Source organism: Deltaproteobacteria bacterium, from assembly GCA_016875395.1.
Classification (GTDB): domain Bacteria; phylum Myxococcota_A; class UBA9160; order UBA9160; family UBA6930; genus VGRF01.
This window is the reverse complement of record VGRF01000003.1, coordinates 196,701-213,963: the sequence shown is the minus strand read 5'-3', so window position 1 is coordinate 213,963 and position 17,263 is coordinate 196,701. Positions and strand designations below refer to the sequence as shown.

Sequence of the window (17,263 nt, the reverse complement as noted above, 5' to 3'; positions counted from 1 at the left end):
TGCTACCAGCCGCGCGCTTGCAGCGCGTGCTCGAGCATCGAGCGCGTCGTGCCGTAGAACGTCTCCAGCGTCTTCACGCGCTTGAAGTAGACGTGCGGGTCGTATTCCCAGGTGAAGCCGACGCCCCCGTGCATCTGAATCGCCTCGCCGCACACCTGGCGAGCCGCGGGGCCTGCCCACGCCTTCGCCACCGCCGCGAGGTAGCCGGCGTCGGAAGCATGCGTCTCCGCGGCGAACGCGGCGCGATACGTCGAGGCTCGTCCGCTCTCCACCTGCAGCACCATGTCGGCCGCGCGGTGCTGGAGCGCTTGGTTGATCGCGATCGGCGCGCCGAACGCATGGCGCTCCATCGTGTAGGCGACGGTGATCTCGAGCGCGCGCTCCATCAGCCCCAACAAGAGCGCGGAGGCCCCGAGCGCGCCGAGCCGGTCGACTTCGCCCATCGCCTTGCACGCCGCCTGGCCCTCGCACACGAGGTGCCCCGCGTCGTCGAGCGCGATCTCGGCGAAGCGCTGCGCGTGGTCGATGGTCGGCTGCGGCTTCGCGTTCCAGCCGCTCGCCGGCCTCGGCACGAGCACGACGCCGCCGGTCGTCTCGACCAGCAGCGCGTCGGCCTGCGCGCCGAACGGCACGAAGCGCTTCACCCCTTTCACGCGACCACCCGCGAACGCCGTGGTCGGTGCGCCGACGTCGCCCGTCACGAGCGATTCGCCCCGCGCGAGCACCACGAGCGCCTCGCCCTTGCTCGCGGCGTCGAGGCACTTCTTCGCCGCATCGCTCGAGCTGCCCGCGAGCACGCGGATCGCGAGCGCGAGATCGAGGAAGGGCCCGGGCAGCGCCACGCGGCCCATCTCTTGAAGCACCGCCACGCACGCGACGGGACCGAGGCCGCCTTCGTCTTCGCTCAGCAGCAGGCTCGAGTAGCCGAGCTCGCCGAGCTGCCTGAACAGCGCCTTCGAGTAGCCCCCCGCCTCGCTCTCCATGATCTGGCGATTCGTCGCGAGCGGCGCCTCTTTCTCCAGCAGCTCGCGCGTCGAGCGGGCGAGCAGGGCGCGGTCTTCGTCGAGATGGAATTGCATGGGCAGCCCCTACTTCGTCGGCAGTCGAAGCACGCGCTTCGAGATGATGTTGCGCTGGATCTCGCTCGAGCCCGAGTAGATCGTGCCCGCGCGCGTCCACAGGAATTCGTAGGACCAGTTCACGTCTGGCCGGGCATTCGCGTGCTTGTCGTCGAGCTGCGCCTGCGGACCTAACAGGTCGAGCGCGGTGTCGGTGAGGCGCTTCGCGTACTCGCTCCAGAAGATCTTCTCGATCGAAGACTCCGGGCCCGGCGCGTTGCCCGACGCGATGTTCGCGAGGTTGCGCAGCCCGTTCGCGCGCATCACCTCGTTCTCGACGACGAGGCGGCCGAGCTTCTCGCGCACGTCCGCGCGCTCGAGCACTCCGTTATGCTTCAGGCCCGCGGCGAGGCCCTCGAGCTGGCCGTCGTACTCGGCGGGATGCGAGAGCGTCGCGCCGCCGCGCTCGTAGCCGAGCAGCGTCATCGCCACCTTCCAGCCCTCGCCGATCTTGCCGACGATGTGCTCGCGGCGCGCGAGGCCGCCGTCGAAGAACACCTCGCCGAACTCGCTCTCGCCGGTGATCTGGCGGATGCCGCGCATCTCGACGCCCTTCTGCGCGATCGGCATCAGGAAGAACGTGATGCCGCCGTAGCGATCGTCCATGTCGGTGCGCGCGAGCACGAAGATCCAGTCCGCCCACGGACCGAACGTGGTCCACACCTTCTGGCCGTAGATGCGGAAGTGCTCGCCGTCGGGCACTGCGCGCGTGCGCAGCGACGCGAGGTCGGAGCCCGAGCCCGGTTCGCTGAAGCCCTGACACCAGATCTCGCTCGCGTCGAGCATCTTCGGGATGAAGCGGCGGCGCTGCTCTTCCGTGCCGTGGTGGATCAGGGCGGGCCCTAACAAGGAGATGCCGAGGAAGTTCGGCACCTGCGGCGCGTCGGCGCGCGCGAGCTCCTCTTGCAGGATCGCGTCCTCGACGGCGCTCGCGCCGCGGCCGCCCCATTCGGGCGCCCAGCCCATCCCGAGGTAGCCCGCGGCGTGCATCTTCTTCTGCCACGCGCGCCGCAGCTCGACCAGCGAGTCGGCGGTGTGCTTCGGGTCGCGCACCTCCTGGCTCCACGGCCGCGCGAGATTCGCGGCGAGCCAAGCGCGCACCTCGGCGCGGAACTTCTCCTGCTCAGGCGTGAAGCTGAGATCCATGCGTGCCTCCGGCGAAGGCGCGCATCATGGCACACGACGCGTACGCGGACGGCTCACACGCCTCGGTCGCACGCGACGCGCGCGGGCATCGCGCGCGTCGGTGACTCCGTCGTCTCGCTGCGGAGACGCGCTCGCTCAGAAGCGCCCGCGCGCCGTCTCGTCGCGATGCTTGGCGAGGTACTTCATGAACGGCGTGCCGCCAGTTCCGACGTCGCTGGGATTTGCGCCGCGCCCCGCCTGGGAGTGGATGTAGCTGGCGGCGTATTCGAGGTGGAGCGAGCGGAACGCCTCGAGCCAGCGCAGGCACGCGTCGTACATCTCGGCGAGCTCGGGGTGTGAGCCGCGCAGCTCGCGCACGGCGCTGCGCACACTGCCCTCGGCCTCGATGCGCGCGAGGTACGCGCGGTGGCCGGGCGGCATGTACCCGCGCATCTCGTCGAGGTACTCACGCAGCGGATCCGGCGCGTGCACGACGCCGAGCAGCGCATCCATCACGGGCACGATCGTGCTCTGCGCGCCGGTCTCCCCGCGCAGCTTCTGAGGACCCGCGAGCTCCGCGACGCCCTCGTACGCGACGCCGTTCGGCAGCGCAGGGTGATTCTTCCACCCGTGAATGAACGGCCTCACACGATGGAAGTACACGTACGGGTCGCAGCGCTCGGTCATGCGGCGCAGCGTGGCGAGCATCGCCTCGAGTGCGTCCGCGACTTCTTCGAGGCGCGCGGCGAGGGCGGTTGCGTCGCCGGCGTGTGCAGCTGCTGCGGCGGGCAACTCCGCGCGAATCGCGCGCGCGGCGAGCGCCTCGATCTCGACGTGGATCAGGATGAACCAGTCCTCGTCCTGGCCGCCGAGGAAGTTCTGCAGGATCGCGAGGTTCTCGGTCGTCAGGGGGCCGCGCGGGTCGAAGCGCCGCCAGTTGTCGAGTGCGTAGGAGGCATACGAGAGGATCGGCGGGCGCCCGAGCTTCCCCGCGAGCGCGCACCACGGTGCGGCGAGCCGCTCAGGCAGAGCGCTCTCGGGCGTCGCGCCTTCCCACACGAAGGCATGCGCCACGAACGAGAGCACGCGCATTGCAGCGCGCTCCTCCTCGCGCGTGCGCAGCTCCGCGAGCTCGAAGCGCGGCATCGAGCGCACCGCGGCGCGCACGCGCTGCGCGGCGAGGCGCTTGGGCAGCTCGCGCGCGAGCTCGTCCCACAGCCCGAGCGGCGCCGGCAGCGTGCGCTCGGGGTCGTGCTCGGGGAGGAAGCCGCGCTCCGCACTCACGTCGAAGCGCTTCAAGTCGTCGGTCGTCACGGCCGCCGTCATGGCCAGTACCTCGCTCGGTACAAGCGCCTTCGGTAGCCGCGCGCTCCGCTTGAGCCTTGGCGCTCGGCGGACCTTACGCCTCGAGGCCGAGTTGGGCAGGGCGGCTACTCGGTCGAAGGCGCCTCGTACGCGCGCTCGCCGCCCACGTACGTCTCCACCACTTCGATCTCCGAGATCTGCCGCGGGTCGAGCGCGAGCGGGTTCGCGTTCAGCACGATGAAGTCCGCGAGCTTGCCGGGAGCGAGCGTGCCGAAGTCGGCGTCGCGGCGGAGTTGATGGGCGGCGCCCGCGGTGTAGGCGCGGAGCGCCTGCTCGATTGTTAGGCGCTGGTCCGCGCCGAGCACGCCCGCAAGCGTGCCCGAGACCGCGATGGCTCGCTCGCGCGTGACCCCGGTCTCGATCGCATCGAAGTAATCGGGCGGGTCGACGGGCCAGTCGCTGCCGTACGCGACGTGGGCGCCGGCGTCGAGCAGCGTCTTCACCGGGTAGAGGCGCTCGTGACGTTCGCTCCCGATGTACGGCTCGAGCGCATCGATCGTGAACGAGTCGCGGCGATGCCACTGCGGCGAGAAGCTCGCGACCGCGCCGAGCGCGGCGAAGCGCGGGACATCCGCGGGATCGATCAGCTCGAGGTGAACCAGCGTGTGGCGCGCGTCCTACGGTCCGTTCACGCGACGCGCAGCCTCGATCGCGTCCAGGGCGGTGCGCACCGCGCGGTCTCCGATCGCGTGGAAGTGCAGCTGCCAGCCTTCCGCTTCGAGCCTCGTCGCGAGCCGCGCGAGCACGCTCGCGTCGGCATAGAGCTCGCCCTCGCCGCCGCCGAGGTAAGGCGAGAGCAGCGCCGCAGTCTGCGCGGGGTGCTCCATCACGCCGTCGAGGAAGAACTTGACCGTGCCGATGCGCAGGTCGCCCTGCGCGAGCGTGTCGCGGATGCCGCGCAGCCGCGCCGCCACGAGCGCCGGCTCGCGCTCGAGCGCGGCGTCGACGAGCAGCGCGAGGTGCGCGCGCGGCTGCGGCGCGGCGCTTCGCTCGGACCACGCGGCGAGCTGCTCCGGCGGCACCGCGGCGGCGAGGTACGCCGTGACGCCGAGCGAGAGCATGCTCGCGTGCGCCGCGGCGAGGTGCTCGCGCAGCTTCGCGGTCGTCAGGGGCGGGATCGCGGACTCGACGATGGTGGAGGCGCCGTCGAGCAGGTAGCCGTTCGGAGCGCCGTTCTCGTCGCGCAGGAACTTCCCGTCGTGCGGGTCGAGCGTCGTCGCCGTCACGCCGGCGAGCTCGAGCGCGCGCGAGTTCGCGAGCGCAACGTGCCCGTCGGCGCCTTGCACGTAGACCGGGCGCCTCGTTTCGATGCGATCGAGCGTCTTCTTCGTGATGCGCGCACCCGCCGGCACGATGGCCTGCGCCTGCCACGCGAACACTTCGAGCCAGTCGTCGGGCCCCGCGTTCGGCTCGGCAGCGAGGCACGCCGCGACGCGCTCACGCAGCTGCGAGCGCGTGAGCGCCTCGTAGCCGAGCGAGCAGGCGGTCAGCATCTGCCCGCCGCGCAGCGGGTGCACGTGGCCGTCGACGAGGCCGGGCATCACGAAGCGGCCCTGGAGCGACACGACGCGCGTTGCCTCGCCGACGTGCGCGAGCGCGTCGTCGTTCGAGCCCACGAACACGATGCGGCCAGCGCGCACCGCGAGCGCCTGCGCGAGGGGCGCGTTCGCGATCGCGGAGTACACGACGCCGCCGCGCAGCACGAGATCCGCCGGCGGAGGCGGCGGCGCCTTGGGCGTGGTCGGGCAGGCGGTGAGTGTTAGGGCGATGAGGGCGACGAACAGAGCGATCTCTCGCATCGATCCTCCGAAGCGCGCGCATACTAGGCGCGCGAGGTGAGGCGATGAAGATCCGACCGGTGATTCTCGTGCTCGCGTTGTGCGCGGGCGGCTGCGCCGAGAAGGAGCCCGCTGCCGCGCCTCGCGCGGAGAACGCTGCCACGCAGGTCGCGCGGCCGAGCGGGCTCACGAAGCACGACGCCGCGCGTGTCTCGCCGGGTTACGTGCTCTACGCGCCGCTGCTCTCGAACCGCACGTACCTGATCGACAACGAGGGCCGCGTCGTGCACGTCTGGCAGAGCATCACGTCGCCGGGCGGCGAGCAGGTGCTGATGGACGATGGCTCGCTGCTGCGGCTCGGGCGCGATCTCGACTTCGAGCACTTCCGCACGGGCGGCGTCGGCGGCTGGCTCGAGCGCATCGACTGGGACGGCGAGGAGCAGTGGGCGTGGAAGTTCGCGAGCGAGCGGGCGGTCACGCATCACGACTTCGAGCCGTTGCCGAACGGCAACGTGCTCGCGTTGGCGTGGGAGAAGAAGACGCCCGAGGAAGCGCGGCGCGCGGGCCGGCGCGCGGATCGCATTCCCGCGCAGGGTCTCTGGCCAGACTTCGTGATCGAGGTGAAGCCCGAGCCGCCGCGCAGCGGCGCGATCGTGTGGGAGTGGCACGTGTGGGATCAGCTCGTGCAGCACGTCGACGCGACGGGGGAGACGTACGGCGCGCCGAGCGAGCACCCCGGCAAGCTCGACATCAACGCGGGCTCGCCGCCGCCCACGGTGAGCGACGAAGAGCTCGCGCAGCTGAAGGCGCTCGGATACGTGCCCGACGACGCGAAGCCGGAAGACCTCGAAGCGGACTTCCTGCACGTCAACGCGATCGACTACCACGCGGGCCTCGACCAGATCGCGCTCAGCGTGCCCACGCTCGGCGAGGTGTGGATTCTCGATCACGGCACGACCACCGAAGAAGCGCGCACGAGCAGCGGCGGAAAGCGCGGCCGCGGCGGCGAGATCCTCTACCGCTGGGGCAACCCGAGTAGTTACGGCCGCAGCTCCCCGAGCGAGCAGCGCCTCGGCTACCAGCACGACGCGCGCTGGGTGCCGGAGGGCTTCCCCGGCGCGGGCCGCATCACGATCTTCAATAACAACGTGGGCGGCAGCGGAGAGTGGTCCGCGATCGAGGAGATCGAGCTGCCGCTGCTGCCGAGCGGCCTCTACGCGCTCGCGAGCGGCGCAGCCTTCGCGCCGCGCGAGCCGGCGTGGCGCTACGAAGCCGAGCCGCGCGAGAGCTTCTTCGCCCCGTTCATCTCGGGCGCGCACCGCACCGCGAACGGCAACACGCTGATCTGCAGCGGCACGCAGGGGCGACTGTTCGAGGTGACGCCGGCAGGCGAGATCGTGTGGGAGTTCTGGAATCCGTACGCCGGCAGCGTGCGGCTGAAGGACGGCTCGCTCCCGCAGCCCGGCCTCGACAAGGATCCGCACGCCGTGTTCCGCGCCACGCGCATTCCGCCCGATCACCCCGCGCTGCGCGGGAGGAAGCTCGCGCCGCTCGATCCCCAGCCGGAAGTGACGCCTCGCGCTGCGGATTGAGTCGTTGCGAGTCGCTTCAGCGCGGCTCCAGCACCACCACCGGGATGTCGCGCTCGGTGCGCGCCTGGTAGTCCGCGTAGTCGGGGTAGACCTCGCACAGCCGCGGCCAGAGCGCGCTCTTCTCTTCGCTGCTCGCGCGCCGGGCGCGGTAGCTGCGCACGCCGCTCTCGCGCGTTTCTAACGACACGTCGGGGTTCTGCTCGAGGTTCAGGTACCAGACGGGGTGCCTCGGCATGCCGCCTTGCGAAGCGACGAGCACGACGCGCGGGCCGTCGTTCATGTAGATGAGCGGCGCGACGCGCATCGCGCCGGACTTTCGGCCGGTCGTGGTGAGCAGGCCCACGGGCGAGCCGTGATTGAAGAACTTCGAGCCGAGCCGGCCGCCCGTCAGGCGAAACACGAACACGTTCGCGACGCTCATCGCCTTGATGAAGGGCTTGCCGCGCTTCAGGTCGGCCTCGGTGAACGGCGGCGGCTTGTCATCGGACACGCTTCCTCCCTCGCGGCGTTCGCCAGCGTTCGCGCGGATCGAACGGCTCCACGTCCGCAGGAGCGCGATAGCGCAGCGCGGCTGCGAGGGCCGCGTCGCGCCCCGCGCGCCAGTCCTCGAGCTTCTGCCACGCAGGCAAGTCGGGCGCGAGGGTGAATCGCCTGTCCGCAGGGTCCGAGTCCTCGAAGCGCGTCGTTGCGACGAGCACGTGGAGCTTCGACGCGGGCAGCGTGATCGACTTCGCGGACCCGAAATGGTTCGGGGCGGAGCCCGTGGGCTCGCCGACGAACAGCACTTGTGTGCTTCGTTCGAGCTGCGTCGCGAGCCGCATGCTCGCCGCGACGGTCGCGCGCCCGGTCAGCGCGAACAAGGCGCCGCGCCGATTCAGCGCATCTCGTTTGACGGCGCGGAGCAGCGGCTCCCACTCCGCGCTCGCTCGCGCCGGGCGGCGTAGGTCGAGCAAGAGCCGGCTGTCGTCTCTCTCCGAGCGAATCGAAGCGAGCGCCTCGGCGAGCGCCTTGGCGCGCGGCCCGTCGCAGTCCACAGTGTTCACGTAGACCGCGTCGCCGCTCGGCAGCGGCATCACGCTGCAATCCGCCGCGGGTGCGCCGGGCACGATCCCGCGGAGGCCGTGGCCGGCGGCGTCCGCGGATGGCATCAGCTCGATCGTCCGCTTGCGTCCTCCCGCAAGCTCGACCTCGAGGGCGATTGCGCGCGTGACGTCGAGGCTGCGCGCGATGCCGCAGCCCGCGAGGAATCCCGGAGTCCGCAACAACTCGGGCGCCGCTCGCTTCAACCACATCGCGTTCTCGTGCGGCCAGCACGGGGCGAGCGTCTCGAACACCTCGTCAATCGGTTTGCCCTCGAGCGCGAGTATCCGAGCGCTGATCGCTTCGCGGTCTCGTGCGTGTGTCACGAACCAGCCGTCGCCGAACGCCTCGATCTGGATCGGGAGCCGCGTGTCGAACCACGGCCCCGTTTCCGGCAGCACGAGCGTCGTCTCCGCATCGCCGACGAGCTTCAGCACGCGCGCGACGCCCACGACGTACTCGGGCCACGACAGGCGCGCCGCACTCGCCTGCAGCTGCGCCACCTCCGCCTCGATGCGCTGCTGCGAGTTGTGATGGAACGGCGCAGGGTGCGTCTTGCGGATGAACGCGTAGAGCGCGTCGACCTCGCGCGCGCGAGCCGCCGACGCGTTCGCCTCGGCTTGCGCGAGCGCGGCCTCGAAGCCGGCATCCGCGCAGCCCGCGAGCGCGAGCCCGGCGAGCGCGGCGACGAGCGCGCGCCTCATCGCGTCGTCGCGATGCCGCCGTCGACGGGAATCGTTGCGCCCGTCACGTATGCGCCCGCGCGCGACGCGAGGTAGACCGCGACGCCCGCCATGTCCTCGGGCTCGCCGATGCGCTTCATCGGCGCGCTCTTCTTGATGCCCTCGCCGAACTTCACGAGCGTCTCGTGCATCATCTTGCTCTCGAACGGGCCGGGCGCGATCGCGTTCACCGTAATCGCTGGCGCGAGCTTCTTCGCGAGCACGGCCGTCATGTGGTGCACCGCGGCCTTGCTCGCGGAGTAGGCGTACGTCTCGAGCAGCGGCACCTGAATGCCGTCGATCGAGCCGACGTTGATCACTCGCGCGGGGTCGCCCGGCGCCGCGGCGGCTTCGAGCTGCGGGAGGAGGAAGCGCGTGAGGTCGAACACGGCCTTCACGTTGAGGTCCATCACCTTGTCCCAGCCGGACTCGGGGAACTCGCGCAGCGGCGCGCCCCAGTTCGCGCCGGCGTTGTTCACGAGCACGTGCAGCTTCGGCTCGCGCGCGGCGATCGCGTCGGCGAGTGCGCGCGTGCCGGCCTGCGATCCGAGGTCAGCTGTTAGGGCGATCGCGCTCGGGCCGAGTCTCGCTTGCGCTTCGTCGCACTCCGACTTCTTGCGCGCGGCGACGTAGACCCTCGCGCCCGCCGCGACGAGCCCCGCCGCGATCATTTCGCCGATGCCGCGCGACCCGCCTGTGACGAGCGCGACTTTGCCGCGCAGCGAGAACAGCGAGTCGAGCGTCATCGGCATGAGAGCTCCTTCGTAGGCGCCGCACGATAACGAGGTCAGCTCGCCGGTTGTGCGCGGCCTCCCGTGTGAGACGATGCGCCCCCGCACTGGAGGAAGCATGCGCGCGCGACTCATTCTCCTCGGCTTCGCGCTCTCATTGGGCTGTGGCGACCAACCGCCCGCGGCAACCCCGACTGCGCCCGCGGAGTCGGGCGCCAACGCGAACGGCTTCAGCGCGCCGAGCGAGCTCACCGCGAAGGCGAACGCCGCGTTCGGCGCGGCGCTGGATCTCGCGGAGCAGCGCGACTTCGAGGAAGCGAACCGCGGGCTCGTCGCGCGCGACGAGAACGCGCGGGTCGAGTCTGCGACGGGCCGCACCTGGAGCCCGCAGCAGTTCGCCTTCATCGAGGGCGACGCGCCCGCGAGCGTGAACCCGAGCCTGTGGCGGCAAGCGAAGCTCAACAACATCAACGGCTTGTTTCAGGTGACCGACGGCATTTATCAGGTGCGCGGCTACGACGTCTCGAACATGTCGTGGATCCGTGGGAAGACGGGCTGGATCGTGGTCGACCCGCTCACCAGCAACGAGTCCGCGGCGGCGGCCCACGACCTCGCGCGCAAGCACCTCGGCAGCGACCCGGTCGTGGCTGTGATCTTCACGCACAGCCACGGCGACCACTATGCCGGCGTGAAGAGCGTGCTGCCGAACGGCGAGGTGAAGGGCGTGCGCGTGATCGCGCCGAAGCACTTCGTCGAGGAAGTCACGAGCGAGAGCATCCTCGCCGGAACCGCGATGAGTCGGCGCGCGACCTACCAGTTCGGCTTCTCGCTGCCGTACGACGAGCGCGGCTACGTCGACACCGGCCTCGGCAAGCAGCCGCTCAGCGGCTCGTCGAGCTTCGCGGTGCCGACCGACGAGATCGATCACACGGGGCAGACGCTCACGGTCGACGGCGTCGAGATCGTGTTCCAGTACGCGCCGCACTCCGAGGCCGTCGCAGAGCTCGCCTTCTACCTGCCCGCGGCGAAGGCGTACTGCGGCGCCGAGATCGTGAACCGCACGATGCACAACCTCTGCACGCTGCGCGGCACCAAGGCGCGCGATGCACGGAAGTGGAGCGGCTACATCGACGACGCGATCCAGCGCTTCCCCGAGGCCGAGGTCGTGTTCAACAGCCACCACTGGCCCGCGTTCGGGAACGAGCGCGTGCGCGAGTACCTGAAGGGCCAGCGCGACACCTACCGCTACATCCACGATCAGACGCTGCGGCTGATGAATCAGGGCCTCACGCCGCGCGAGATCAGCGAGCAGCTCGAGCTGCCAAAGGGCCTCGCCGCCACGTTCGCGAACCGCGGTTATTACGGAACCGTGCGCCACAACGTGAAGGCGGTCTACGACTTCTACCTCGGCTGGTACGACGCGAACCCCGCGAATCTGAACCCGCTCCCGCCGGTCGAGCTCGGCAAGAAGTACGTGGAGGCCGTGGGCGGCGCCGCGGCGGCGAAGGAGAAGGCGCGCGCCGCGATCGCGGCGGGCGACTATCGCTGGGCCGCGACGCTGCTCGACCACGTCGTGTTCGCCGACGAGGCGGACGCCGAGGCGAAGCAGCTGCTCGCGAGCGCGTACGATCAGCTCGGGTATCAGGCCGAGAGCGGCGCGCAGCGCAGCGTGTACCTGAGCGCGGCGAACGAGCTACGCCACGGCGTGAGAGACCAACCGATCGTCGCGGCGAGCGCAGCGGCGATCCTCGCGCAGGTTCCGCTCGATCTCTTCTTCACCGCGATGTCGACGCGCCTGAATGGGCCGAAGGCGGCGGAGCGCGATCCGCTCACGCTGAACTTCGTGTTCACCGATCTCGGCGAGACGCACGTGCTGAACGTCGAGAACGGCGTGCTGCACCACTGGAAGCGCGAGGCTGACCCGAACGCGGCCGCCACGATGAAGATCACGCGCGCGCTGTTCCTTCAGCTCGTGACGGGGCAGGCGGGCGCGAAGGAGCTGATCTTCTCCGACGACGTCGACATCGACGGCAGCCGCACCGAGCTGCTCTCGTTCTTCGGCCTGATCGATCCGGTGAACGGCAACTTCGCAATCGTCACGCCCTAGCGGGTCGGGCTTCGCTCGCCTGCGGCTCGCTGCGCGCTTCGCTTGCGGTGAGATCCGAGGAGGAGCCGCTTGTTACTGAAGGACGCCACGCTCGCGGGCATTCGCGAAGGACGGATCACGCTGCTCTTCCGCCGCTGGAAGTCGCCGCTCGCGAAGGCCGGCGGCAAGAGCCGCGACGCGCGCGGCGTCGTGGAAGTGCTCGCGGTCGAGCGGACGCGGCGGCTGACCGAGCGCGACGCGCGAGCGGCGGGCTTCGCGTCGCTCGCGGAGCTGCGCGCGGATCTCGCGCGTCACGACGGTCCGGGCGAGCTCTACCGCATCGAAGTGCGCTGGGGCGGCGCGGATCCGCGCGGTGCGCTGCGCGCAAACGCGAGGCTCACGCGCGAGGAGCGCGCCGCGCTGGCAGCGAAGCTCGCGCGCCTCGACGCCGCTGCGCCGTGGACCGAGCGTGCGCTGCGCGCGATCGCTGCGAACCCCGGCGTCGTCTCGACTGCGCTCGCTGCGCAGCTCGGGATGGAGCGCGCCGACTTCAAGCTGCGCGTGCGCAAGCTGAAGGCGCTCGGGCTCACGGAGAGCCTCGAAGTCGGGTACCGCATCTCGCCGCGCGGGCGCGCGTTGTTAGGGAATGGCGCCTGAACGACGAAGCCGCCGCGCCTCGATCAGACGCGGCGGCTCCTCGAGTGCGACGCTGGCGTCAGCCCATGAAGAACGCGTTCAGCTTGTTCCCGTCCAGATCTCGGAAGTAGCCGGCGTAGAAGCCGTCGCCGCGCGGGCCGGCGGGGCCTTCGTCCTTGCCGCCGAGCTCGAGCGCCTTCTTGTAGATCGCGTCCACCTTCGCCTTGCTGTCGACGCGGATCGCGGCCATCACGCCATTGCCGACCGTGGCCTTGTTCTTGTCGTACGGCGCCGTGATCGCGAGGCCGGCCTGGTCCATCGAGCTGCCCCACATGATGAACGTGCCGAAGTCCATCAGGCGCTTCGCGCCGACGATGCCGAGCAGCTCGTCGTAGAAGCGGGAGGCGCGGGCGAGGTCGTTCGTGCCGAGCGTGACGTAACCGATCATGGGGGCTCCTGGTTGTTAGGGGCGGCCGCGGGCGCGCGGCCGCGAGGAGAACCGTGGGGTGAGTGACGGGGATCGAACCCGCGACCTCCAGAGTCACAATCTGGCGCTCTAACCAGCTGAGCTACACCCACCGCGGAAGGCGGAGCAAGCTAGGCGAGCGGCTCCGGATGCGCGAGCGCGGCGCCCCGAGGGCGCGCGGTGCGGGTTCAGGCCAGAGGCGCCACGCGCTTCGCCGGGAAGCACGTGCGCCACAGCGTCACCGCCGCCTCCATTCCGAGCGTGAGGTCGTGATCGCGCTGTGCGGCTCCATACCGGGCCGCGCCGAGTCCATCGCGGCGCCGATCGGCAAGGGGAGGTGCATGAGGAACGCGGCGAGTGCGGCGACTCCCCAGAGCAGGAGGCGGTTCGTCAGGGGCGGGGCTCGAGGTGGCGGGGCGTGTGAACGCGCGTTGACAGCGGCGCGATGTCGCTGTTGGTATCACTCCGCCATCACACCCCGAGGTCCCTTGGGATGTCTGCGATGACCCTCAGAAACCTGGAACCCGATGTCGTCGAGAAGCTGCGCGCTCGCGCCAAGGCTGAGCACCGCAGTCTGAACGCGCTGATCTGCGAGATCTTGCGCCGGGAGGCGAGTGCGGAGGAGCGGCGTCAACGCATGCGGGCGCAGCGTCCGCGCGTCGAGGCGCTGCGTGAGGCGATCCGCAAGAAGTACGGCCCCGGCACGCCATCCGAGAAACTCGTTCGCCAGGATCGGCGGCGATGAGAACGGTGGTCGACGCGAGTGTCGCGCTGAAGTGGTACCTGCCGGAGCGAGGCGCCAGGGAGGCGACGAGCATCCTCGCCGACTCGCTGCGTGGCGCGCGTGAGCTCATCGCGCCCGACTTGATCCTGCTCGAGATCGCCAACGTGTTGTGGAAGAAGGCTCGGCGAGACGAGTGCGACCCCGCACATGCGCAGGCGATTCTCGACGCGTTCGAGATCGATGCGCCGCGGCTCGTCCGCTCTGCGCCTCTCGCGCAGCGTGCACTCGATCTCGCGTTGCGCCTCGACGCGGTCGTCTACGACTGCATCTACCTCGCGGCCGCGATCGAAAACGAGGCCGCGCTCGTGACCGCCGACGTGCGGCTCGCGAGCTGCGCGCGCGGCCTGATCGCGGACGTGGAGCTGATCGCCTGAGCACCGACGCGCGGCGGCTATAGATACGGCGCGCGCCCCGGTAGCTCAGGGGATAGAGCGCCTGCCTTCTAAGCAGGTGGTCGGAGGTTCGAGTCCTCCCCGGGGCGCCACGATTTCGCGCGCCTCAGCGCGTCTTCTTGTCCCGCCTGCGGCTCGCGGACATGCGCTCGGCCATGTCCTCCGGCACGCCGAACGGCGTGTTGCGCTCGATCAGCAGCGCATCCGTGCGCGAGCGTCCGGAGTGGCTCGCGATCAGCGCCTTGTCGATGCGATTCGTGCCCCACGAGTTCGCGGCGATCTCGGCGGCGAGAGACGCGACCACCGCGTCGAGCTCGGCGGCGGGCACCGCGCGGTCCACGAGCCGGATCGCGGCGGCTTCGCGCCCGTCGATGCGGCGGCTCGTGAACATCAGCTCCTTCGCGCGCGAGCGGCCGACGCGCTCGGGCAGGCGCACCGACATGCCCCACGCCGGCACGAGCCCCCACTACCCGTGCGTGTCGCCGAGCCGCGCGTCGTCGGCCGCCACGAGCAGGTCGCACGCGAGCGCGAGCTCGAGGCCGCCCGTGAAACAGTGGCCGCGAATCTTCGCGATCGTCGGCATCGGCAGCGCCTCGATCGCGTCGATCGTCTCCGACTCGAAGTGCCGCGTCGGCGGCTTCTCGCCCGTCGCGATCGACTCGAGATCGTGCCCCGCGCAGAACGAACGCCCCGCGCCCGTGAGCACGACGCATCCCACGGATGCGTCGCTCGCCAGCGCATCCACGTGCGCCCGCAGCTCGGCCATCAGCGGGATGTCGATCGCGTTGAGCTTGTCGGGACGGTTGAGCGTCAGCGTCGCGATGCCGTTCTCGTCTTCTCGCGTGACTCGCATCGGAGTCCTCCATGCTGTCGCCTCGAACGCGGGAGCCTTGCTGCGGCGCTGTAGCCGAGCCGTTGTCCCGCTGCGACTTCAACATGCGAACGAGCGCCGGTGTAGCGTTCCGCGCCGCAGTCTCCTGGGGCCGCACAACAGGCTCCGCTGGACGCACTGATCTGTCTGGAGGTCCCATGTCGAGTGATCGCGAGTCCGTTCGCAGGCAGCTGGAGGTCGTCATCGGACCCTTTCCGGCGGAGGTGCGCGACCTCCACCTCGACTCGCTCATCGACGGCATGCCCACCGCGTGGCTGCGCAGTGACATCCCGCAGGGTCTGCGCAGCGCCGTGACGCTCGGTGTGCTCACGGCGCTCGGCATCGAGACCGAGCTCGCGGCGCACGTTCGGCGTGCGCTGAACCAGAGTGGGCTCAGCCGGCTCGAGGTTGCGGAGGTGCTGCGGCACGCCGCGATCTACGCGGGCGTTCCTCGTGCGAATGCGGCGCTCCGCATCGCGAAGCAGGTGTTCGACGAGCTCGATGCTGGTCAGACACCGAGTCGATAGCCAGACGCATCACGGGTCCCGAGGTCGTCTACTCCGCCGCCAACGCCCAGCGCGCCCGCTCCTCCGCCGACAGCACGCTCGGCGCCGCGATCGGCGTCACGAGATCGCTCGCGAAGAACGGGTTCACGCGCGCGCCGCTCGCCCGCGCCACCAGCGTCTCGCGCAGATACCGCGCGCCCGCGAGCAGCGCGCTTGCGCCGAGCTTCGGCGCGTCGCCGCGCGCGCTCGCGCGGAACACGCGCATGCGAATCGGTCCGAACGCCGCCGCGATCTCGTCGCTCGAACCCAGCAGGCACGTCGGGATCAGCCCCACGTGCGGCACGGCGCCGTCGCGCGGCGTGTTGCCGAGCGGCGAGCGGCAGCAGCGCGCGTACCAGCGCAGCACCCCGGTCTCCGAGAGAGACATGCACGCGATGCGCTCGCGCCCGCGCTCGATCTGCAGGCGGCTCGGCAGCACCGCGACGATCTCGGTGCCGCCCCAGGCGTCGCGCAGCTCGGCGTCGCGGCCGAGGAAGTACGTGTACGCGCGGCAGTCGCGGCAATAACAAGCGCCGCGCACCGCGCGCTGCGGCTCGGCCAGCGCGAGCGCGACTTCGCCGCAGCGGCAGCGCAGCGCGAGGCTCACTTTCGTGGCAGGCGGCCCGCGATGTAGTCGTCGATCAGCTCGTGGTAGCGGCGCACGCGCGTCTCTTGCGTCGAGAGGTAGACACCCTCGAAGCCGCGCGAGCGGAAGCCGCGCTGCTGAGTCACGAACACGCGCACGTCGTCCTCGATCGCGGGACCGATCGACTCCTTGCTCGTGTCGACCCAAGTCACCGGCACTTCCTCGACGCTCGCGTTGCTCGTGCGGTGCGCGCCGCCGACGCCCGCGTCGAGCGAAGCGGGGCTCGAGTACCACCAGTTGTCGAACAGGCACTGCTCCGGGTCTTTGTAGTGCGGCCGCGCGCGCAGGAAGTGGAAGCCGTCGCTCCACACCGAGACCGCGAAGTTCGGAAACAGCGTGTAGTGGAACGCGTCGGTGAGCTGCTGGTCGGGCACCTTCGCGTAGTGCGAGAAGCCGCGCGCCGGGCCGAGCTGGCGCTTCGCCTTCTGCAGCGCGCCGCGCGTCGCCTCGGGGTTGCCCTTGAACAGCGCGGGATCGATGTCCCACGCGCGCAGCTGGGAGGCGAGCGGCTCCACGATGTTGCCGTCGTCGTCCGTTTGCCCGACGCCGTAGCCGCCCTGCATCACCATGCGGTTGTGGCCTTCGTCAGACAGGTCGAACTTCGTCTCTTTGTAATAAGTGTTGATGTTGCCGCGCACCCGCGTGCGATCCGTTTCCGGCGTCGCGGCCATGTGCACGGTCGGCACGTGATACGACTCGTTGAAGTTGTCGAGCACGACCTTCCAGTTGCACGGCAGCCACGCCGACTTGGCCTGCACGCGCCGCCACTTGTCGAGATCGAGCGCGCTCCACGCATCCCAGATCGGGCCGAGGAATCGCTTCAGCGGGGCGCAGTCCGGATCCATGTTCACCCACACGAAGCCCGCGAACGTTTCGCAGCGCAGCTCCTTCAGCGAGACCTTCCCGCACGGGTTGCCCTCGGCGAAGTCCTCCTTGTCGGGCGCGAAGGTGAGGCGCCCGTCCGGCGCGAACACCCAGCTGTGGTACTTGCACACGAAGCGGCGCGTGAAGCCCTTCGGCGCGTCGACCAGCGGATTCGCGCGGTGCTGGCACACGTTGAAGAACGCCTTCACCGAGCCGTCCTGCTGGCGAACCATCAGGATCTCTTCCGGCCCCACCGGCTCCATCTGCCAGCTGCCCGGCGTGGGCAGCTCGGACTCGCGCCCTAACAAGAGCCACACCCGCGTCCACATCTTGTCCCACTCTTCGCGGAAGAACTCCGCCGACGTGTAGCGGTTGCCGGGGATGCGATGGCCGCGCGTCGTCTGCTGCGGCCAGGTGTCGAGCTCGGGCTTCAGGAGTGCCTCACTCATGACGCTTCCTTCC

General features: G+C 70.2%; 19 protein-coding genes and 2 tRNA genes. 7 read left to right on the top strand and 14 right to left on the bottom strand.

Going from position 1 to position 17,263, the window contains the following annotated elements:
• Nucleotides 1-2: 2 nt before the first annotated feature.
• From FJ091_04445 to FJ091_04425, 5 genes are all read right to left on the bottom strand, one after another.
• Nucleotides 3-1,079, bottom strand: a complete 1,077-nt coding sequence (locus FJ091_04445; GenBank protein MBM4382600.1) for an acyl-CoA/acyl-ACP dehydrogenase — start codon at nucleotides 1,077-1,079, stop codon at nucleotides 3-5.
• A 9-nt stretch (nucleotides 1,080-1,088) separates the two neighbouring features.
• Nucleotides 1,089-2,264: an acyl-CoA dehydrogenase family protein gene (locus tag FJ091_04440; GenBank protein MBM4382599.1), complete on the bottom strand. Its 1,176-nt coding sequence runs from the start codon at nucleotides 2,262-2,264 to the stop codon at nucleotides 1,089-1,091.
• A 135-nt stretch (nucleotides 2,265-2,399) separates the two neighbouring features.
• A complete protein-coding gene (locus FJ091_04435) occupies nucleotides 2,400-3,569 on the bottom strand; it encodes a hypothetical protein (GenBank protein MBM4382598.1) in 1,170 nt (389 codons plus the stop codon).
• A 104-nt stretch (nucleotides 3,570-3,673) separates the two neighbouring features.
• Complete coding sequence (locus FJ091_04430) at nucleotides 3,674-4,210, bottom strand: amidohydrolase family protein (GenBank protein MBM4382597.1); 537 nt, start codon at nucleotides 4,208-4,210, stop codon at nucleotides 3,674-3,676.
• A gap of 15 nt (nucleotides 4,211-4,225) precedes the next feature.
• A complete protein-coding gene (locus FJ091_04425) occupies nucleotides 4,226-5,407 on the bottom strand; it encodes an amidohydrolase family protein (GenBank protein MBM4382596.1) in 1,182 nt (393 codons plus the stop codon).
• A gap of 44 nt (nucleotides 5,408-5,451) precedes the next feature.
• On the opposite strand from FJ091_04425, the gene FJ091_04420 reads away from it, so the two are divergent.
• Nucleotides 5,452-6,978, top strand: a complete 1,527-nt coding sequence (locus tag FJ091_04420; GenBank protein MBM4382595.1) for an aryl-sulfate sulfotransferase — start codon at nucleotides 5,452-5,454, stop codon at nucleotides 6,976-6,978.
• Nucleotides 6,979-6,994: 16 nt separating this feature from the next.
• On the opposite strand, the gene FJ091_04415 is transcribed toward FJ091_04420, so the two are convergent.
• The 3 genes from FJ091_04415 to FJ091_04405 are packed head-to-tail and all read right to left on the bottom strand — an operon-like array spanning nucleotide 6,995 to nucleotide 9,526.
• A complete protein-coding gene (locus FJ091_04415; protein ID MBM4382594.1) occupies nucleotides 6,995-7,399 on the bottom strand; it encodes a nitroreductase family deazaflavin-dependent oxidoreductase in 405 nt (134 codons plus the stop codon).
• Nucleotides 7,400-7,457: 58 nt separating this feature from the next.
• The gene (locus FJ091_04410; GenBank protein MBM4382593.1) at nucleotides 7,458-8,762 is read right to left on the bottom strand and encodes a hypothetical protein; all 1,305 of its coding nucleotides are present in this window, start codon (nucleotides 8,760-8,762) and stop codon (nucleotides 7,458-7,460) included.
• The gene (locus FJ091_04405; protein MBM4382592.1) at nucleotides 8,759-9,526 is read right to left on the bottom strand and encodes an SDR family oxidoreductase; all 768 of its coding nucleotides are present in this window, start codon (nucleotides 9,524-9,526) and stop codon (nucleotides 8,759-8,761) included. The genes FJ091_04410 and FJ091_04405 overlap by 4 nt, the downstream gene beginning before the upstream one ends.
• Nucleotides 9,527-9,629: 103 nt before the next feature.
• Here FJ091_04405 and FJ091_04400 point away from each other — a divergent pair, with 103 nt between their 5' ends.
• Nucleotides 9,630-11,618: an MBL fold metallo-hydrolase gene (locus tag FJ091_04400; protein ID MBM4382591.1), complete on the top strand. Its 1,989-nt coding sequence runs from the start codon at nucleotides 9,630-9,632 to the stop codon at nucleotides 11,616-11,618.
• A 69-nt stretch (nucleotides 11,619-11,687) separates the two neighbouring features.
• Nucleotides 11,688-12,254 carry a hypothetical protein gene (locus FJ091_04395; GenBank protein MBM4382590.1) on the top strand — a complete coding sequence of 189 codons (567 nt, stop codon included), beginning with the start codon at nucleotides 11,688-11,690 and terminating at the stop codon, nucleotides 12,252-12,254.
• A 58-nt stretch (nucleotides 12,255-12,312) separates the two neighbouring features.
• Here FJ091_04395 and FJ091_04390 read toward each other — a convergent pair whose 3' ends face one another.
• Together FJ091_04390 and FJ091_04385 are read right to left on the bottom strand one after the other, a co-directional pair.
• A complete protein-coding gene (locus FJ091_04390; protein MBM4382589.1) occupies nucleotides 12,313-12,681 on the bottom strand; it encodes a VOC family protein in 369 nt (122 codons plus the stop codon).
• A 54-nt stretch (nucleotides 12,682-12,735) separates the two neighbouring features.
• Nucleotides 12,736-12,812: transfer RNA gene (locus FJ091_04385), tRNA-His, on the bottom strand.
• 380 nt (nucleotides 12,813-13,192) lie between these two features.
• Between FJ091_04385 and FJ091_04380 the strand changes: the two genes are divergently transcribed.
• The 3 genes from FJ091_04380 to FJ091_04370 all read left to right on the top strand — a co-directional run bounded on the left by FJ091_04380 (nucleotide 13,193) and on the right by FJ091_04370 (nucleotide 13,967).
• Complete coding sequence (locus tag FJ091_04380; GenBank protein MBM4382588.1) at nucleotides 13,193-13,444, top strand: hypothetical protein; 252 nt, start codon at nucleotides 13,193-13,195, stop codon at nucleotides 13,442-13,444.
• Nucleotides 13,441-13,857, top strand: a complete 417-nt coding sequence (locus FJ091_04375; protein MBM4382587.1) for a type II toxin-antitoxin system VapC family toxin — start codon at nucleotides 13,441-13,443, stop codon at nucleotides 13,855-13,857. The genes FJ091_04380 and FJ091_04375 overlap by 4 nt, the downstream gene beginning before the upstream one ends.
• A gap of 34 nt (nucleotides 13,858-13,891) precedes the next feature.
• Nucleotides 13,892-13,967 (top strand) — tRNA-Arg (locus tag FJ091_04370).
• 14 nt (nucleotides 13,968-13,981) lie between these two features.
• Here the strand turns inward: FJ091_04370 and FJ091_04365 are convergent.
• Both FJ091_04365 and FJ091_04360 read right to left on the bottom strand, forming a co-directional pair.
• Entirely contained in the window at nucleotides 13,982-14,332 is a 351-nt protein-coding gene (locus FJ091_04365) for an enoyl-CoA hydratase/isomerase family protein (protein ID MBM4382586.1), read from the bottom strand.
• Between the two features lie 9 nt (nucleotides 14,333-14,341).
• Nucleotides 14,342-14,728, bottom strand: a complete 387-nt coding sequence (locus tag FJ091_04360; protein MBM4382585.1) for an enoyl-CoA hydratase/isomerase family protein — start codon at nucleotides 14,726-14,728, stop codon at nucleotides 14,342-14,344.
• Between the two features lie 176 nt (nucleotides 14,729-14,904).
• Here FJ091_04360 and FJ091_04355 point away from each other — a divergent pair, with 176 nt between their 5' ends.
• Nucleotides 14,905-15,273, top strand: a complete 369-nt coding sequence (locus tag FJ091_04355; GenBank protein MBM4382584.1) for a carboxymuconolactone decarboxylase family protein — start codon at nucleotides 14,905-14,907, stop codon at nucleotides 15,271-15,273.
• A 28-nt stretch (nucleotides 15,274-15,301) separates the two neighbouring features.
• Here FJ091_04355 and FJ091_04350 read toward each other — a convergent pair whose 3' ends face one another.
• Nucleotides 15,302-15,898, bottom strand: a complete 597-nt coding sequence (locus tag FJ091_04350; protein MBM4382583.1) for a hypothetical protein — start codon at nucleotides 15,896-15,898, stop codon at nucleotides 15,302-15,304.
• On the bottom strand, nucleotides 15,895-17,250 hold the full coding sequence (locus FJ091_04345) for an aromatic ring-hydroxylating dioxygenase subunit alpha (protein MBM4382582.1): 1,356 nt from the start codon (nucleotides 17,248-17,250) through the stop codon (nucleotides 15,895-15,897). Before FJ091_04345 ends, FJ091_04350 begins: the two co-directional genes overlap by 4 nt.
• Between the last annotated feature and the right edge of the window lie 13 nt (nucleotides 17,251-17,263).

Bases quoted from the DNA above. Each gene is read 5' to 3' on its own strand.
- FJ091_04380 (MBM4382588.1), top strand. From the start codon at position 13,193: ATGTCTGCGATGACCCTCAGAAACCTGGAACCCGATGTCGTCGAGAAG.
- FJ091_04405 (MBM4382592.1), bottom strand. From the start codon at position 9,526: ATGACGCTCGACTCGCTGTTCTCGCTGCGCGGCAAAGTCGCGCTCGTC.
- FJ091_04375 (MBM4382587.1), top strand. From the start codon at position 13,441: ATGAGAACGGTGGTCGACGCGAGTGTCGCGCTGAAGTGGTACCTGCCG.
- FJ091_04435 (MBM4382598.1), bottom strand. From the start codon at position 3,569: ATGACGGCGGCCGTGACGACCGACGACTTGAAGCGCTTCGACGTGAGT.
- FJ091_04445 (MBM4382600.1), bottom strand. From the start codon at position 1,079: ATGCAATTCCATCTCGACGAAGACCGCGCCCTGCTCGCCCGCTCGACG.
- FJ091_04420 (MBM4382595.1), top strand. From the start codon at position 5,452: ATGAAGATCCGACCGGTGATTCTCGTGCTCGCGTTGTGCGCGGGCGGC.
- FJ091_04360 (MBM4382585.1), bottom strand. From the start codon at position 14,728: ATGCGAGTCACGCGAGAAGACGAGAACGGCATCGCGACGCTGACGCTC.
- FJ091_04400 (MBM4382591.1), top strand. From the start codon at position 9,630: ATGCGCGCGCGACTCATTCTCCTCGGCTTCGCGCTCTCATTGGGCTGT.
- FJ091_04425 (MBM4382596.1), bottom strand. From the start codon at position 5,407: ATGCGAGAGATCGCTCTGTTCGTCGCCCTCATCGCCCTAACACTCACC.
- FJ091_04410 (MBM4382593.1), bottom strand. From the start codon at position 8,762: ATGAGGCGCGCGCTCGTCGCCGCGCTCGCCGGGCTCGCGCTCGCGGGC.
- FJ091_04345 (MBM4382582.1), bottom strand. From the start codon at position 17,250: ATGAGTGAGGCACTCCTGAAGCCCGAGCTCGACACCTGGCCGCAGCAG.
- FJ091_04355 (MBM4382584.1), top strand. From the start codon at position 14,905: ATGTCGAGTGATCGCGAGTCCGTTCGCAGGCAGCTGGAGGTCGTCATC.
- FJ091_04390 (MBM4382589.1), bottom strand. From the start codon at position 12,681: ATGATCGGTTACGTCACGCTCGGCACGAACGACCTCGCCCGCGCCTCC.
- FJ091_04440 (MBM4382599.1), bottom strand. From the start codon at position 2,264: ATGGATCTCAGCTTCACGCCTGAGCAGGAGAAGTTCCGCGCCGAGGTG.
- FJ091_04415 (MBM4382594.1), bottom strand. From the start codon at position 7,399: ATGAGCGTCGCGAACGTGTTCGTGTTTCGCCTGACGGGCGGCCGGCTC.